Source organism: Paenibacillus albidus, assembly GCF_014644435.1.
Taxonomy (GTDB): Bacteria; Bacillota; Bacilli; order Paenibacillales; family Paenibacillaceae; genus Paenibacillus_AQ; species Paenibacillus_AQ albidus.
Genome location: NZ_BMKR01000016.1, coordinates 131479 through 150556, shown reverse-complemented (window position 1 = coordinate 150556; position 19078 = coordinate 131479). Strand labels below are relative to the sequence as shown.

Annotated in this window: 2 protein-coding genes; both read right to left on the bottom strand. The window is 42.2% G+C overall.

All coding sequences use genetic code 11. From position 1 onward, the window contains the following. Positions 1-3172 (bottom strand): non-ribosomal peptide synthetase (locus tag IEY53_RS19165; RefSeq protein ID WP_189027807.1); only part of this gene is annotated, 3172 nt, incomplete at its 3' end. A gap of 103 nt (positions 3173-3275) precedes the next feature. Beyond that, positions 3276-19013, bottom strand: a complete 15738-nt coding sequence (locus IEY53_RS19160; RefSeq protein ID WP_189027805.1) for a non-ribosomal peptide synthetase — start codon at positions 19011-19013, stop codon at positions 3276-3278. Between the last annotated feature and the right edge of the window lie 65 nt (positions 19014-19078).

Here is a 19078-nt window from a genome sequence, read left to right as displayed (position 1 = left end):
GCTCCGCTTTAGGGACCTGCTCTATCGCAGCGTAGATGCCTACTTCGGATGCACGGATCAGGGTAGCCATTTCGCTCAATATTGGAGCTTTAAATACATCACCGAGGGAGAGATTCACCTGAAGCTCCTTGCTGACTCTCGACACGAGGGTAACCGCCTTTAGCGAGTGACCTCCGAGCCCAAAGAAATGGTCCCGTAACCCTACCCTTGGAACGCCCAGTATTTCTTGCCAAATCTCAGCCAATTTCTTCTCGGTGGAATGCTGCGGTGCAACATAACCCTCTTCTGTATTGAATCCAGACTCCGGCTCGGGAAGAGCCTTCCTGTCTACTTTGCCATTTTGATTTAACGGTATTTTATCCATATGAACAAAGCTGGACGGAATCATGTAATCTGGTAGGAACTCACTCAGATATTTTCTGATATCCTGTGCATTAAGGCTTTCGCCGGATATATAGTACGCGCATAGATAAGGCAATTGATTTTGATCGTAGCTGGCCATAACAATTGCTTCTTCAATGTGTTCATGTCTTGCAAGAACCTTCTCAATTTCACCTAATTCGATCCTATAGCCTCTTATCTTCACCTGATGGTCTATTCGCCCCAAGTATTCAAGGTTTCCATCAGGCAACCACCTGGCCAAATCCCCGGTCCGGTACATCTTGGTACCTGATTCAAACGGATTTTCTACGAAACGCTCATCAGTCATTTGAGGATTATTCATGTACCCTCTTGCTAGGCCTGCCCCGGATATATAAAGTTCACCCGCTACACCTATTGGCAACAAGTTTCCCCCACTGCCTAGTATGAAGCTCTTCAATGTCAAAAGAGGTCTCCCGATGTTACTCACGTTCATATCCGTCTCAATTTCTCCAATTTCCTTGTAGGTCACATGCACCGTAGTTTCCGTTATTCCATACATGTTCACCAGTTTGGTTGAAGGATATCTCTTCTTCCATTCGTTTAACATGATAGGGTTCAGTGCTTCGCCGCCAAAAATGACATACCGCAATCCAATCTCCGAACTACCTTCTTCCATCGCTTCGCGTATGAATTGATAAAAGGCGGTCGGCGTTTGATTCAATACCGTCACCCCATGCGAACGTACCAATTCCAAAAAAGTTCTTGTGTCTTGCGCAGTAATTTTCGGCACAATGACTAATTCCCCGCCGTGTAACAGCGCCCCGTACATTTCCCATACCGAAAAATCAAAGCAGTAAGAGTGAAACATCGTCCATACGTCCCGCTCACTAAAGTCGAAAGGCGAATTGGTATGTTTCATCAACTGTACGACATTCCGGTGTTCAATCATGACTCCCTTCGGTTTCCCTGTTGAGCCGGAGGTAAAGATCACGTAAGCCAAATCACTTGGCCTTATCACGAGCTCGAGATTATTCATCTCCCATGCATTCAGTCCAGGATCGTTCAGGTTAATTTGTTCCCCCGCAAATAACTTCTGATCGATGAGCGGCTCTTGAATCAGAAGGAAGCGGCACCCACTCTCATCCAACATGTAACGAATACGTTCATCCGGATACGACGGATCAATCGGCAAATAGGCTGCCCCTGATTTAAGAATTGCTAATATACTTATAATCATCTCTATGGACCGATCCATAACGATGCCTACCAGTTCGTCCGTTTTGACCCCCTTGAACTGCAGCACTCTTGCAAGCTGATTCGCTCTGCAGTTCAATTGCTCGTAGTTCATTTGGCTGTCTTCGAAGGTTACTGCGATATTGTTCGGTGTCTTCAACGTCTGTTCCTCGAATAATTGGTGCAGTGTCTTGTCCATCGGATAAGAGGTTGCCTCATGATTAAAGTCATGTAACATTTGTGCTCGTTCTTGTTCGGTAATGACGTCAATATCTTTAACTAGAATGTCACTGTTGTACAGCACTTGCTGAATAATCTGTTTAAGGTGACCTTCAATGCGCATGAAAAGCGCTTTATCATAAAGAAGCCCGTTATATCGGAACACAATTTCCATCTCTTTAGCTGGGAACACGACCACTTCAAGATCATAATTCGTATGCTCCGAAACTTCGCTGTCCAGAATCGTGAGGTTAACATTAGCGTCAGACTTACCCACAATCTCTTCTATCGGGTAGTTCTCGAACGCAATGATATGTTGAATAAGGCCATTCTTTAATGATGTTCTTGACTGTATATCCGCAAGAGGTAAGTAACTGATTCTGTTCGCATTTACCACCGAATGATGAACTTCTTCCAGAAGTTCTACAAAAGATTGTTGTTCGTTGCTTGTTATACGTATTGGTACCGTGTTAATAAAAAGCCCGATCATATTTTCTATCCCCCTAACCTCTGGGACTCTTCCCGACACAACCGAACCGAATACAACGTCATTCGTTCTGTTATACCTCTGCAGAACAATTCCCCATACTGCTTGAAAGACGTTGTTCAAGGTTGTCCGTTGATCCGCCGCCAGCCTTTCCAGCTGTCTAGTTAAACCCTCATCTAACTTGAATGAATAATTCTGACAATCATACTCTCCATTCGTGATAGGACCTCTGCTTGTCGGAAAATTCGCTTGTTGATCATAGTCGATAAGGACATTCTCCCAATATTGAAAACCATCATCCCCTTGCTTTTCGAGCCATGTGAAATAATCACTATATGGATAAACTTCGGGAAGAACAGTTGTGGTGTCTTCTTTCAAACCAAAATAGATGCGGAACAGTTCGCTTGCCAGTAAGCTAAGGCACCAGCCGTCCATAATAATGTGATGGAAACTCCAAACGACTTTATACTGCTCATTTCCCAGTTTGAAAAGAGCCATTCGAATTAATATATCGCGCTCAAGATTGAACCCTTTTGTTTCGTCAGCTTTCATGTAATCGGCAATAATCGAATTTTGCTCTTCACCACCCAATTGCGAAAGGTCTTTATGCAAAATGGACGTCTTTCGCTCATCCAATACAATTTGCAAAGGCTGTTCTGTTTCTTTGTACAGAAACACCGTTCTTAACACATCATGTCGTTCAATTAGATGGTTAAAGCTCTTCTCGAACAGAGCTTCATCAATTTCGCCCCCTAAGGTTAACAATACCCGCTCATAATAGGCACTTGAATTAGGGTTTAGCAACGAATGGAATAACATTCCTTCCTGCATCGGAGTTAATCTATAAATATTAATAATCTGGGCATCCATTGAGACATCTCCTCACTTTTCGTTTTTCCATACTATGTAGGATTGAAAAATATGGGCTTCCGAAGTTTTCGTATAGATCAACTTCGGAAGCCACATTAGAATATCAAGTTATTGCTTTAAATAAATTTGCAATCTTACTGAGCTGTTCTGTGGAAAGTTTGTTATAGTGATAATCCGTCGATGTGAACTCTCTCGCTTCTTTCTCGCTACAATGATCAATTAGTTTCTCTAAGTTTCTCTTATAGGCTTCCGTTAAATCGCATATCGTTCCGGTGTCATATAGCTGCGGATTATATTGGAACACCATAATGAATCGTTCCTCCATGATCATTCCGTTCGTTTCAATCGTATAACCACTATCGATCGCGGGTCCTATTTCTTTCCCCGATGAAATGTCAGAAACAATGAATTCATCGGTTCCCGTTTTGCTTTCAAACTGCCCTAAGTAATTGAACAGGATTTCAGGATAGAGGTTGGGAATTATCGGATCGTCGATGTTTCCACCTGCTGCCGTTAAATACTTTAAAATCCCGTAACCTATACCTTTATTTGGCACCCGTCTCAGATTATCTTTAGTACTTTTAACAACATTTGAGAGGTCGGTAATATCAGCTACTTCCAACATGAAAGGTGAAATAGAAGTGAACCAACCTACTGTCCGAGATATATCGACTTGTTCGATAACACCTTCTCTCCCATGCCCTTCTAAATCAATAAGAATGCGGTCCAAGCCGCACCATTCCCTCACAGCCATTCCCAGGGCAGCCAGAAGAATATCATTGATTTCAGTGCCGTATGCATGATGAATACCCTTTAACAACCTCTCGGTATAAGCAAAGTCTAGTTCCATTTGTTCCGTAACACGCAGTGCGTCCAGAGTTGCTGGAGTATGGTCCTTCGGCAACGGGCTCACTTGGGCTCCCTCAAATGACTTCCAATAAGGTAATTCGCTTTGTAACTTTGCACTAACAGCATAGCTTTTCAAACGTTCCGACCATGTTTGGAAAGAGTCTGTCTTCAGAGGGAGCACTACTTTCTCCCCTTCTGAAAGCTTTTTATAAGCTGTTGAGAAGTCCTCTATTATAAATCTCCAAGACACACCATCGATGACTAAGTGATGAATAACAAGAAGTAGATGATCTCCCTTTCTCGTCCTAAACAGTGCTAGCTTAAACATAGGCCCTTGTTCAATGTCTATGGACGCTTGAAGATTATTGGCTTCCCGTTCAATTGCGCTAGACGGGTCCCTCTCCTCTGTGTAATGAAACACTTTCAAATCAACAGCGAAATGTGAAATATCATGATTGAACTGAGTAACCGTTTGATCTTCATGGGTGAAAGTCATTCTTAAAGCATCGTGATGTTGTAGAATCTTCTCAAAAGATTGTCTAACGATAGACTCATCGATTCCATCTTTTTGATAAAGCATGACGGACTGATTGTAGTGGTGAACCGCCTTCCACTCATGCTCGAACAGATGTCTTTGAATGGGTGCCAGTTCAACCCCCCCTATTACCGGACCTTGATCAATGACTCTAGTAGATAATGTTATATATTTGCTGAGCGCCTTGATCGTAGGATATTGAAATAAATCTCCAATCTCCATCTTAAGTTCATACTTACTCATCAGCCTTGAAGAAATCTGAATAGCTTTTATTGAATCTCCACCGAATTCAAAAAAGTTATGTTCGATCCCTAAAGCTGAGATTCCTAACGTTTCTTCCCATACCTGAATCAATGATTCTTGGATATGATTTTCCGGTTTTACAAAATTCGTCTGTGTATCCAAAACAGGTTCCGGTAATTTGATACGATCAACCTTGCCATTGGCATTCATAGGCAGTACATCCATTTGGACGAATTGGGCGGGAATCATGTAATCCGGCAGGAATCCGCTCAAATATTGTCTTAGGTTCTGCACACCAATTCGCTCGTCAGATATATAATAGGCGCATAAATAAGCAGTTTGTGTGTGATCGTACCGAGCCATAACGAACGCTTCTTTAATGCTGTTATGCTCAGCTAGATGCTTCTCAATTTCACCCAATTCAATCCGATAGCCCCTTATCTTCACCTGATGGTCGATTCGGCCCAAATACTCCAAATCTCCGTCCGGCAACCACTTGGCTAGATCTCCACTTCGATACATCTTAGTACCTGTTTCAAATGGATTATCCACATACCGATCTTCTGTCAGTTGAAGGTTATTTAAATATCCTCTGCCAACACCGAATCCAGCTACATACAATTCCCCTACTACACCGATCGGCACCAAGTTACCTTCACTGTTTAAGATATAGCTCTTTAATGTACGTAGCGGTTTCCCAATATTACTCACGTTCATACCCGTCTCAATTTCTCCAATTTCCTTGTAGGTCACATGCACCGTAGTTTCCGTTATTCCATACATATTCACCAACTTGGTTGACGTGTATCTCTTCTTCCACTCCTTTAGCAGCATCGGATTTAAAGCTTCTCCGGCGAATATGACATATCTAAGAGTATTCTTAAATTTACTACCTTCCATCGTTTCGCGAATGAATTGGTAAAAAGCCGTTGGTGTTTGACACAACACTGTCACACTATGCGTATTTACCAATTCAACAAATGCCCTTGTATCTCGTGTCGTTCCCTTAGGTACGACGACCAACTTACTTCCATTTAACAAAGCCCCATACATTTCCCATACCGATACGTCAAAACAATAGGAGTGGAACATTGTCCATACATCCTGCTCACCAAAATTGTATGGAAAACCACCATGTTTAATTAGCTGAACGACGTTAAGGTGTTCGATCATGACGCCCTTTGGCTTCCCGGTCGAGCCAGAAGTAAATATAACGTAGGCCAAATCACTTGGCTTCGTTATTGACTTGAGATTGCTGGAATCTCCCGTATACAAATTGGAATCATTCAGGTTTATTTGTTCCCCTACATATAATGAAGGGTCCATTAGTGACTCTTGGATTAGAAGAAAACGGCAACCACTCTCTTCTAGCATGTAACGAATGCGTTCTTCCGGAAACGTAGGATCGATTGGAAGATAGGCTCCACCCGATTTCAAAACAGCGAGTAGACTAACAATCATCTCAATAGAACGGTCAGACATAATACCCACCAGTTCATCCGTTTGAACTCCCTTGTTCCGTAGTACACCTGCAAGTTGATTTGCCCTTTCGTTCAGTTGCCGATAAGTTAACTGTTGGTCCTCGAATATGACAGCGACATTTTCCGGTGTCATTACCACCTGTTCCTCAAACAACTGGTGAATCGTTTTGTCCTGCGGGTAAGAAGCATATGCCGGGTTAAAATCAATTAATATTTGCTCCCTTTCCTTTGCCGAGAGAATATCAATCGTCTCCAGCGGAACACTGCGTTTTTCCATAATAGATTGAAGAATGGTGGAATAATGCCCGGCCATCCTTATTACAGTTTCTCTACTAAATAACTTCGTGCAATATTCAAACTCAAAACGAATATCGCCACTTACCTCTTTAGCAGCAAGAGATAAGTCGAATTTAGCTATATTGTGGTTTAACACATACGGCTGTACCTGTATACCATCCATCTCCATCTTGTTGTTGTCACTAGTTTCCATATTGAACATGACATTAAACAATGGATTTCCACTTAAATCCCGTTTTAACTTCAATTGCTCTACTAGCTCTTCGAAAGGATACTGCTGGTTATCATAAGCCTCCACACACTTCTCTTTCACTTCATTAAGAAAGGATATAAAGGTCTTCTTTCTTGAAGGTCGATTTCGTAATGCTAACGTGTTAACGAACATTCCAATAAGATCTTGAACATCCGCGTGATTCCGACCAACAACTGGTGTTCCCACTACGATATCTTCTTGCCCTGAATATTTTGCCAATAGGATGTAATACGCTGACAACAGCACCATGAAGAGTGTCGTTCCTGCTTCATTAGCAATCTTTTGCAATTCTGCTGTCCAGCGCTGGTCAAGGTTGAACACATAATGATCCCCTTCAAAACTTTGCCTACGTGGGCGGGGGTAGTCAGTCATTAGTGTAAGCACTGGAATATCATTCTGAAATTGCTCGATCCAATAACGTTTCTGGTCCTCATAGGTACCTTTACTCATCAACGACTGCTGCCACTCGGCATAGTCTTTGAATTGAATCTTCAGAGGTGGAAGCAATTGACCCTTATACAAAATATTCAATTCTTTCATCATAATATCAATTGAAGTCCCATCGGCGATCATATGATGCATATTCATACATAATACATGCTTCTCATCCGATACTTGAATAAGGGTGACTTTCAATAACGGAAATTGCGTTAAATCGAAAGGTTCGTCCAACTCATTCAAGATACTCTCCAAAGATTGATCCCCTTGCAGTACATCCAGATGCTTGATGTTGAAATCGAATTGTTCATGTACAATCTGAACAGGTTTACCGTCATGAATTTGGAATGAGGTCCTTAAGGATTCATGACGGGCAATTAGATTCCTAAACGCCTGTTCAAGTCTGACGTTATCTACAACTCCGTCTAGCTCTAATGCCCCGATCATGTTGTATGCAGTACTTAACTTATTGATTTGTTGGAAGAGATACAACCTTTGTTGAGAAGGTGACAGTGCATAATATTCTTTGTCCATAGCTTCCGGAATGGCATCATATCCACCGCTATCCGTTCCTGAGATAAACTCTGCTAAACTGCTTATTGTCGTATGCTGGAATATAGCTAGAACAGGAATATTTATCCTGAAGGATTTATTAATTTCAGAAACCAGCAGGGTTGCCTTTAAGGAATGCCCTCCTAATTCAAAGAAGTTGTCATGAACGCCAACACGCTCTAACGACAGCATCTCCTGCCAAATAATACTCAACTGCCGTTCACAGCTGTTACGAGGAGCGATGTAATCTTCAGATTCGTTGAACGTATTGATCGGTTCAGGCAAACTCTTTTTGTCGATTTTCCCGTTAGGTGTCAATGGCATCGTTTCTAGTGAAAGAAAATAGGACGGAACCATATATTCTGGGAGCTCTCTTAACAACGTCTTTCGTAAATGTTCGATTGGGAGATGCTCTTCTGTCACATAATACGCGATCAGATATTGATTCCCTGTTGCATCGACTTTGGCCATAACCACTGCTTCTTTCACCGAACGATCCTTCAGAATGGCTCTCTCAATCTCCTGTAACTCAATTCGATAGCCTCGAATTTTGACTTGGAAATCCATCCGTCCCAAATATTCGATCTCCCCATCTTCACTCCATCTTGCCAGATCACCCGTACGATACATGCTCTTCCCAGGAAGGAAAGGGCAAGGTACGAACTTTTCCTCAGTAAGCTGTTCATTATTCCAATACCCCTTGGCAAGTCCATCCCCAGAAATACAGAGCTCGCCAGGCACACCAATCGGATGAAGTTGATCTTGGCCATCAACAATATAGATTTGAGTGTTTGCTATCGGTCTTCCAATAGTCACTTTATCCTGTTCGGTAAGTTCGCCCCCGCATGAATATACCGTCGTTTCCGTAGGGCCGTACAAATTGTAAATACGGAGTCCGGGCGATCGCTGTAAACGATGAAGCAGCTGTATAGGTAAGGCTTCACCACCGACCATAATCTCGGTGATAGGCTTCAAGAAGGTCTCTTCCGTATCACCAGCTAAAAGCATCTTCAATCTTGAAGGTGTAATTTGAAGCATGTTCACACCATGATCAACTATCAGACGATTTAATTCTAACGGATCAAGCTGCTGGCTTTCATCGGCAATGACGACCTTCATCCCTCTTAATAGAGGTAGTAGCGTCTCGGTTACAAAAATATCGAAAGAAATGGTAGTTAACGCTAATATCACCTTATCTTGTACAAATTGAATTTTCTCGCACATCGCTTCAATAAGATTATAAGTAGCTCCGTGAGAAATCATGACCCCTTTGGGATTCCCTGTAGATCCCGAAGTATAAATCGTGTAAGCCAAATCATCCGATTTGTTAATGAGACATAGATTCTCTTGACTTCCAGTGTACAAGCTCTCATCGAATATCATCGGAACGGTTTCATCTACGCTAATATTTCCTACTAAGTGCGGATGCATAAGCAATATCCGTACCTGAGCATCGTTCAATATATACTCCACGCGTGCTACCGGGTAGTCAGGATCAATCGGCAAATACGCAGCTCCCGATTTCAAAACACCGAGTATCGCGACCATCATATCCATTGAACGGTTAAGCATGATCCCGACTAATTGTCCTGGTTTCACTCCGCTTTCCCGCAGTTTATGAGCAAGCTGATTCGATTTTTCATTTAATTCTTTATAAGACATCTGATTGGGACCAAAAACTAGTGCCACAGCATCAGGAGTACGTTCTACCTGCTCCTCGAAACATTCGGGCACCGTTCTCTTCTCGCCGTAGAAATGCTTGGTCCGATTGAAATCGAATAACAGTTGATTTCTCTCCTCGCGCGATATCATTTCGATATCTGCTATAACAATATCCTCATTACCCGTAATGTTGCACAGCACATTTATATAGTGTGAAATCAAGCGGTTAATCGTACTCTTCTTAAACAACGCCGTATTATAATCCAGGTTCAATTCCAAGTACGTATCGTGGTCTTCGATGCTCATCATCATGTCATATTGTGACGTCCCTGGATTTAATTCCGTTGGGGAGAACTTCAATTGACCCGATATTACTTCACGGATATCCATATTCTGCATGACAAACATCGTATCAAAAATCGGATTTCTGCTGGAATCCCTTTGCAGATTGAGTTTCTCAACTAGCCGCTCGAATGGGTAGGCCTGATTCTCGAATGCTTGCAGTGATGATTCCTTAACTTCTTGCAGAAACTCCCTGAACTTCTTATTTATCGAAGGGTAGTTGCGAATGGCTACCGTATTGATGAACACACCGATGGAACGTTCGATATCCGGATGATTTCTTCCAGATATTGCAGTCCCGATGATAATGTCTTCTTGATCCGTATACTTGGAAAGTAGAATATTATAGGCTGACAACATGAGCATGAACATCGTCGTTTTCGTATCTTCTCCAAGTTTACTCAATCGCTCGGTTAACTTTTCATCGATTCTGTAGGTTATTCGCTCCCCCGCCGTTTTTAAGCTTTGAGGTCTAGGGTAATCGGAAGGCAAGTTTAGTACAGGGAGTTCTCCCTCAAAGCGATTCAGCCAGTATTGTTCCTGACCTATCATATTATCTTCTTGGATATTCTCTTCTTTCCACACGATATAATCTTTATATTGTATGTTGAGATCAGGCAAGGTTCTGCCTTCATACAGAGCAATCAATTCTTCCATAAGAAGCATCATGGAATAACCATCAGAAATAATATGGTGCATATCCAGAAGCAGGACATGCTCTTGATCGCTTAATTTCACGAGTATCGCCCTAAATAAGGGAGCCTTAGTCAGGTCAAACGGCTTTACAGACTGTTGAATGACTAGATTCAACCCGGAACGATCTGCTTCAACTACATTCAGATAAATATCATCTACATCTATCAACTTCTGTACGATTTCGCCCTTCTCGATAGTAAAAGTTGTCCTAAAGACCTCATGCCTTTGCATCATTTTTACGAGAGCCTCTGTAAGTCTAGCTACCTCTAAATGCCCTTCGATTTCCAATTTTCCTGGAATATTATGCACAAGATTCATTTCGTGCATTTGCTCTAGGATATAGATACGTTTCTGGGCTGGGGATGCAGAATAGTATTCCTTTTGATCAACAACTGTTATGGGTATGAATTGCTCCCTAGCCTCATCGCGTATATATCGTGACAGCTCTCGTACTGTTGAATATTTAAACAACTGACCAATTTGTATTTTCTTATCAATTTTCTTCAACACTTTAGATAACATAATCGTCGCTTTTAGGGAATTTCCGCCTAGTGAGAAAAAATCATCGTCTAGACCGATCCACCTTACATTCAAAATATCCCGCCATATATCGATTAGCGCTTGCTCCGTTTCATTAGCAGGCAACTCAAAATCCATATCTGTAATCAAATTTGGAAGAGAATCCAGATCAACTGAACCATCAGCCAATAAAGGCAAGATATCTGTACCAACCACATAGGTCGGAACCATATAATCGGGAAGCAATGTCACCAACGACTGTTTAATTTCAGCAGTATCGACTATACCATCCTTGCCTACTACGTAAGCAGCAAGCCCACGAATAGAATTGGGCTCCAATTCTACAACTATAACGATACATTCGGAGACTGTAGGATGCTGAGCAATCAAACGTTCTAACAGGTACAAATTGACCGAATAACCGCGAATCTGAGTTATTTTCTGAGCCTTCCCAACGACTTCAACACACCCTTCTGGAGTGCTCATCGCCAATATTCCGGTAGGTTGAAACTGTTCACAATGTTGAAGATAGACTTCGCCTATCGTTCCAATTATCGCTGGTTCCATGTACGGATCCAATATTTGAAATCCTTCAACCAGTAAACGCGTACCCATAAGATTACGATCCGATAACTGATCTTGAATGCGGTCGCGATTTTGTTTCCAAATTCCTACCAGATCGCTATGTTCATCTGGTGTAAGCAGCGACAATTGAGCAATTTCCAAAGAACTCTCTTCCGAAAGAGCATGAAGAATATGAACAAATCCATCCATCCAGCGCTGTATGACTTCATGTTGAATTAGGTCTGTATTAAAGTCTAAATCCAGAGATAACTCTCTATTGATCTCGGTAACGTTCAAAAATAAATCATAGTATGAATATTGAGCCGGATAAGAAACCCATTCCGTGTCCAATCCGGAGAAGGACAATTTATTTAACGGTCTATCCATATTAAATAGGACATTAATTACCGGCATATGCTGAATACTTTCCGCTAGCTGAGCGAAGGAGTAATTACGATAGGCATCCAGTTCTCGGATCTGTACTTTTAACCGAGCCATGTAGTTTGAGAAAGATTCGCGTCCTTCCAGTTCACTGAGTATGGGCAGGATGTTAACACAATTTCCAATCAAACAATTTTCGCCCATTTGAGCCTGTCCAGCTGTTGGAATCCCTACAACGATCTGTCGTTGTCCAGTAAGCCTATGGAGAAACAACTTATACCCGGACAACAGTGTAACGAATAAACTATTCTGTTGCTTAATACTTAATGCTTTGAGCTTTTCTGTTAGTTTCTTATCCAAAACGGTTGTGTACCGACTGCTCTTGAATGTCTTTTTCCGTAATTGTCCTGTCTGAGAAGGAAGTTGCAGTACAGGAAGCGGTTGATTGAACTTATTTGACCAGTAGGTTACAGCATCTCCATACCCCGCACTGTTTTGTTGATTCTCTTCCCACTCTAGATAGGCTCTGAAGGGTACAGAGGGGGGCAGGTCATTCACACGCTTCTCACAAAGGGACGTATAAGTCTTCTCTAACTCGGTCACGAACACAGCAATAGACCACCCATCGGCTATGATATGGTGGAAGGTCAGCACCATCATATTAGTATCAGCCAATAGTTTTAGAATACTAACCCTAAACAATGGGGAGGGAGAATTTAAAATAAAAGGTCTCCCTGCATCTTCTTCTAACCACTGAGTCAATTTAGCCTGTCCTGCTTCTTCCCCGTCGTTGGAGAAGTCCACAATTTCTATGTTTACTTCCATATGAGGTTTTACGATTTGATTGTTCCCACTCGGTTCAATAATTGTTCTTAATGCTTCATGCCTAGCTACAACGACGGACATCGCTTCTTTCATCAATTCTACTTCCAACGAACCTGTGAATTTCAAAAGTATGGATTGGTTCGCAGCAGCTGATTCTGAACTTCCGATTATCGATGCTAGCCAAAGCTGTTTCTGTTCGTTAGATAAATTAACGGAAACCTCCTCAGAAGCTGCAACTCCAGCTCCCTTGCCAGGTCCCCCGCCTTGAGGAAGAGTTGGCTGCTGAGGCAAGAAACCTCCTTTTCTGAGATCCTCTACGGTGTCCTTGACCGCGCGAATAATCGTCTCAATGTCATCCGAGGTATGAACAGTTGATAGGAAACAGTTGCGGCCTTCCCAAATATAGATGCCCTTTTGAATAAGATGATAGAAAAACAATTCGATATCTCCATATGAAACAAATCTGAACAGGCTGCCGAAATTCACCATATGAATCGGGACACCTGATGTTTTGAAATATACATTCAGCTCATTTACAAGATCATTTGTTTTCGCATTCAGATCCTTGAAAAGTTGTGTTCCGCTCGATTGTAAATGCCGAAGTACCTTTGCTGCCACTCTCATCGTGATAGGATGCGTACAGAAAGTACCTCCGACAAAGGTTTTGGTTGCAGTTTGGAGCGGGTAGGATGAATCTCCGAATCTCCATGTTCCACCGTCCACCGAATTCATAAATTCAGCTTTGCCGCATACAATCCCAATTGGCATACCGCCGCCAACCACTTTACCGTATACAACAAGGTCTGCATCAACCTTAAAATATTCCTGCGCTCCACCGAGCCCGATACGAAAACCGGTAATCACTTCGTCAAAGATAAGCGCTGAACCCGATTGTTTCGTTATTCCCCTTAGCTCCTTCAGAAATTTCTCCGGCTGTAAATCAGGTCTACGGCTCTGTACAGGCTCTACCAAAACTGCAGCTAATTCATGCGCGTACTCTCGAATGATTACAAGAGCCTCCGGATTGTTATAGTTCAATATCATGATGTCATTAACAAAATTAGGGGCAATACCCGGTGCCATTGGAAGAGTGGATAAGGTATCAGAGTCAGGATTGGCAACGCCAAGCACTCCGTCAAATGTCCCATGGTAAGAGCCGGAGAAGATGACGACTTTATTGCGTCTTGTTGTCGCTCTGGCTAACCTTAATGCAACCATGACAGCTTCCGTACCGGAATTGTAGAAGGCTACACGCTCAACGCCTGTTAACTCACATATCAATGAAGCAACCTCGCCAGCGACATCCGACATCGGACCTAAAGGCGGTAGAACCGGCGTTACGCTGTTCTCAAGCTCATCCAGAATAAAATCAGGATTATGACCGAACAAATTCACGCCGAAGCCCATTGTTAAATCAATATATTCATTACCATCGACATCCCACATTCTCGCCCCGGAAGAGCGCTCAGCGACGATAGGATATACGAGTTCCTTCCAGTAACCGCGGAAACCTGATACATTTCGATTATTAGCATGCATAAACCGAGTGTCATCCGCAACCATTTTAGAAGTTTTTGTCTTCTTGTTATATTGGGTAATAAAATTTCTCAAATACTCACTCTGCTGCCTGGTGAAGGAATCCTCTTGATCAATTAATATCTGTTGATAGGGGATGAATGGTTTGGAATCGCTCTTGTTATTACCGGAGGTAGCTCTTAGAATCGGTTTCACCGCTAGAACAGGATCCACCCGGTTTTCCGCTTGGTTTTCTATCTGGCTATGGTGGGTACCTGCCTGGAGACCCATAACTTGTAGTTGCTGCATAAGAACTTGCGAGAAATTCTGTTGCTGATTATTCATTAATTCGATTTGTTTCGTAATGACATTCGTCAGCGAATCGGCACTACTACTCGAGCCTTCATCAGAACTAAAGCAAGATGGATTCACGAGTTTACTTGAAGAAGACTTGTCCTCATTTAAAGTCTGGTATACAACCGCTTCCTCCTCATGCTGGGCGGGTGCGTTTTCCGAAATAAATACGCATAAAGTATGCATATTAATAATGGATTCAAAGAAATCATTCATCGGTATATCAATGTTAAAGGATTGATGAATCTCTTTTCTAATTTGCATTAACATAATCGAATCAAGTCCCATCTCTAGAAAGTGGGCATATTCATCAATTTCCTCAAATGCAAGTCCAGATACTTTGCCTATAATCTCCTTTAAAGCCGACGAAATATCAGAAAGCGGAACCATGGTTGGGATAGCTTTTGTAATACTATGGGTCTGATCCATCTTTATCTCACCTTTCGGTTCAACTTTAACCCAGCATCTTTTTTTCTCAAAAGCGTACAGAGGCAGCGGTGTTTTCCTAACAACTTGTTTAGTATATAAATTTTTCCATTTAATGTTCGCGCCGCTTACATATAGCTGGCAGATCTGACCTAAACCGTGCGCATCCCACGCATCTTTATTATATTGGCTAATGAGTTCATCCGCTTTTTTAGTTAAAATGCTAAGCTGGCTCTCAGTCACCATTCCCGCTGCATGCTCCGAATCGGAATTTATGATGGGCTTGTGCACCCCTTTATAAATACCATCCGTTAACTCTTTTGAACTGTCCGCCAAAGATTCTAATTGATGAAGCAACTCCTCTTTGCTTGAAGAAACGATAGCCACCCTGTGATTCAAATGTGCCCTTCCTGTACTGGCGGTATAACATATCGAGTCTAAACTTGCTGTGGGGTGATTGGCCAAATAGTTTGTATACTCTAAGACTAGTTGTCTCAGAGACCAATCGCTTTTCGCGGACAGAGTAAAAATATGCGGTTCACCAGAGCCAACGGGGAGATCACCATCTGGCCCAATATATTGTTCTAGAACTATATGTGCATTCGTTCCGCTAAAACCAAATGCATTGATTCCACATCTTAGCGGTGTTGCCGATTCATCCAGATTCGTTAATTTCGTATCAATATAAAATGGCGTCGTCTCAAAGCGGATGTGTTTATTTGGCGATTTAAAGTGTACGAGCGCTGGATTCTGCTTCTTGTTAAGAACGAGTACTGCCTTAATAAGGCTAGCAATTCCGGCAGCTTCGAAAAGATGCCCGATATTTGCTTTAAGTGATCCGATTGCGCAGAACTGTTTTCGATCCGTATATCTAGCAAACGCCTTGGTCAACCCTTCAATTTCAACAGGGTCGCCCAGTTTCGTTCCAGTCCCGTGTGCTTCTATGAACGTCAAAGTATCAGGTGTAATCCCTGCATCTTTCCAAGCAGCATCAATTACATTCGTTTGTGAAAAAGGATTAGGCGCAGTTACCCCCGCGGTCGCCCCATCCTGGTTAATAGCACTTCCTTTTACCACCGCATAGATATGGTCCCCATCTTCCAGTGCCTTACTAAGCGGTTTCAGTAAAACAGAAGCGACACCTTCTCCCATTCCGGTACCATCAGAGTTCGAGTCGAACGTCCTTGTTTTGCAATCCTTGGACTCCATATCTAGGCCAATGGCAGTCGGGAGTAATATCGTTCTAATTCCACCAGCGATGGCCATCTCGCACTCCTCGTTTTGCATGGCCTTGCATGCCAAATGGACTGCCACAAGAGATGAAGAACAAGCAGTATCAACAGTTATTGCAGGTCCTTTCAAGTTAAGGAAGTATGCGATTCGTCCTGCCAATACAGATGGAAGATTTCCAACAACATAATTGGAAAGCGCTATCGGGCTATTCGAAGAAACCAAACGTTCGTAATCGTAGCCTACCTTGGAGTACCCGACATATACACCTACATTATGTCCATGCAGTTTTTCACCAGCATAGCCTGCATCTTCAATCGTATGCCAACAAGATGCTAAGAACAGTCGTTGGTTAGGGTCCATCAAGCTCGCTTCTGCAGGATTCAATTTAAAGAATGAATAATCGAACTTATCGATCTCGTCAAGATATCCTCCCTCAACGAATTCACTTTCGCTCTTTTTCCAATTTAATAAGGATATATATTCTTTCGCGTCCTGTTTTCTTTCCGAATTGTAATCCTTAATAGAATCCTTGCCCCTCGCCAGGTTGTCCCACAATTGTTCCGATGTAGATGCACCTGGTAGATTCATCGACATGCCTATTATAGCTATATCGTTTTCCCGGACATCCGCAGCTTGAACATTCGTCTTTTCATAGTCTGATTGTTGCGAATAATCCTTGAGCGCGTCCTTTGGTTCTATCTCATTTTGTTCCAGTAAATACGTAGACAAATCAGCAATTGTCGGATAAGCAAAAAGGTCTGTGACAGTTAAAGAAATTCCTAAGTCTCTTTCAATGGTCTCGGTAAGCTGGGCTAGCTGTATTGAAGTCGCCCCGATGTCAAAGAAACTGTCACTCCGGTCTATTTGTTTTTTTCTTAGCAGGTCCGTAAATATGTTATGCAATTTCTTTTCCATACCATTTTGTCTTAACAAAATCTCGTCAGGAATCACATCCAAAGCTTCAGCAGCATGGGTCAGTTCGGCAAGCTTTGAACATATTTCAATAAACTCACCCTTTCTAAACTGTTCTCCCAGTTTGTACCTTTGCACTTTACCACTTGTAGTTTTGGGCATTTTTCTTATCGGAATGACTTCAGCGACCTCCCAACTGCCTTTGCGCAACAGATGACTCTTCAGCTTGGCTGCAATTGGCACGAAGTTTTCTATCGACTTTTTCGTAACGACAAATATGATGATCTGTTCTTTACTTCCATCAGGACTTTTCACTCCGCAGCAAGCCGCTCGATTTACCTCGATGCCTTCGACTTCTTCTGCTATTCTTTCAATATCATGTGGATATATGTTCATTCCATTAATAAAAATAATATCTTTTTCCCTGCCTGTAACAACTAACTGTCCATTTCGATAAAATCCTAAGTCACCCGTTTGAACCCATCCATCAGCGGTAATAACTTTTAAGGTTGCTTCCTGATTGTTGTAGTAACCTGTAGTAACGTTTCTTCCTCTAATATGTATTTGACCGATGGCTTGGTCGCCCAGTGTTAAGCCTTTCTCATCACAAATTCTAACCTCACAATAATCAATTGGTTTCCCTACTTCGACGAAAGAGACGGCATTCAGGTTCTCCTTCTCGACTTCTACCACTCCATCACCTGTATTTAAGTGGTTGCGATCCAAATACAGGGTTACGAACTCTTCACTAGGACTAGGAAAAGCTACTGCTACGGAGGCCTCCGCTAGTCCGTAAACCGTCAACAGGGCGCTTCTCTTTAAATGGCAGAAACTTAAAGTATTAAGAAAGGCTTCACATATTGCGGTTGATATCGGTTCTGCGCCATTATAGATCACACGAACATGCGATAACTCCCAAAGGGCTGCCTTTTCTGGTTTGAAAAATCTCAAGAAATACTCATAACCAAAGTTTGGGGAAGAAAGTAGAGTTGCTTTATACTCATTCGTCTTGGAAATCCATAGCAGAGGTTGTCTAATGAAAAGCGGAGTAGGTATCAAATATTGATTGATGCCGGATATTAATGAAGTTAAATGGCATCCAATTAGGCCCATATCGTGGGTTAGCGGGACCCAGCATAAGTAGGAGTCTTCTTCACTGATTTGGGTACTATTTACGATACCCGAGCAGTTATGGATCAGGTTATCATGGCTTAATGTAACCCCTTTAGGATCACCAGTTGATCCTGAAGAAAATTGAATAAATGCGATATCAGAGGGTTTCGATTCAAAAACAATACCATCGTTCGGACTTAGGGTATCCGGCATAAACATTGTGTTCTCTCGAATTTCTCTAGAAAAATCAAGATTGTCATTCACATCTTTGACCTTCAACAATGCATTCAAATACTTCTCTGACGTAACCATATACGGGTTATTCAGTAGGCCCCAAATCTTAAACACTTTCATTCTATGCTCATCATTATTTCCAACACTTATGGGGATAACGATCATGCCTCCCAAAATACATGCCCAAAATGCAATGACAAACGCTTTGTTATCATCTATCTGGATAACGATTTCTTGTTGTGGCTGTATGCCCTTGCTTTGCAAATCATGAAGAAATCGTAACGATTGCTTATACAGTTCTTTGTACGTTATCGTCGTTTCGTTATGCTCGCCTTCAATAAACGTAATGCCTTTATCGTCCATATGCCCTCTTGCTTCGACTGCATCCTTTAACGTATTGAATGAATTGGTGAACATCATTATCCTCCTCGTATAATCATACTTACTTCCCATTGCTGGTTCGCCCGCTGCTTCATTCGTTG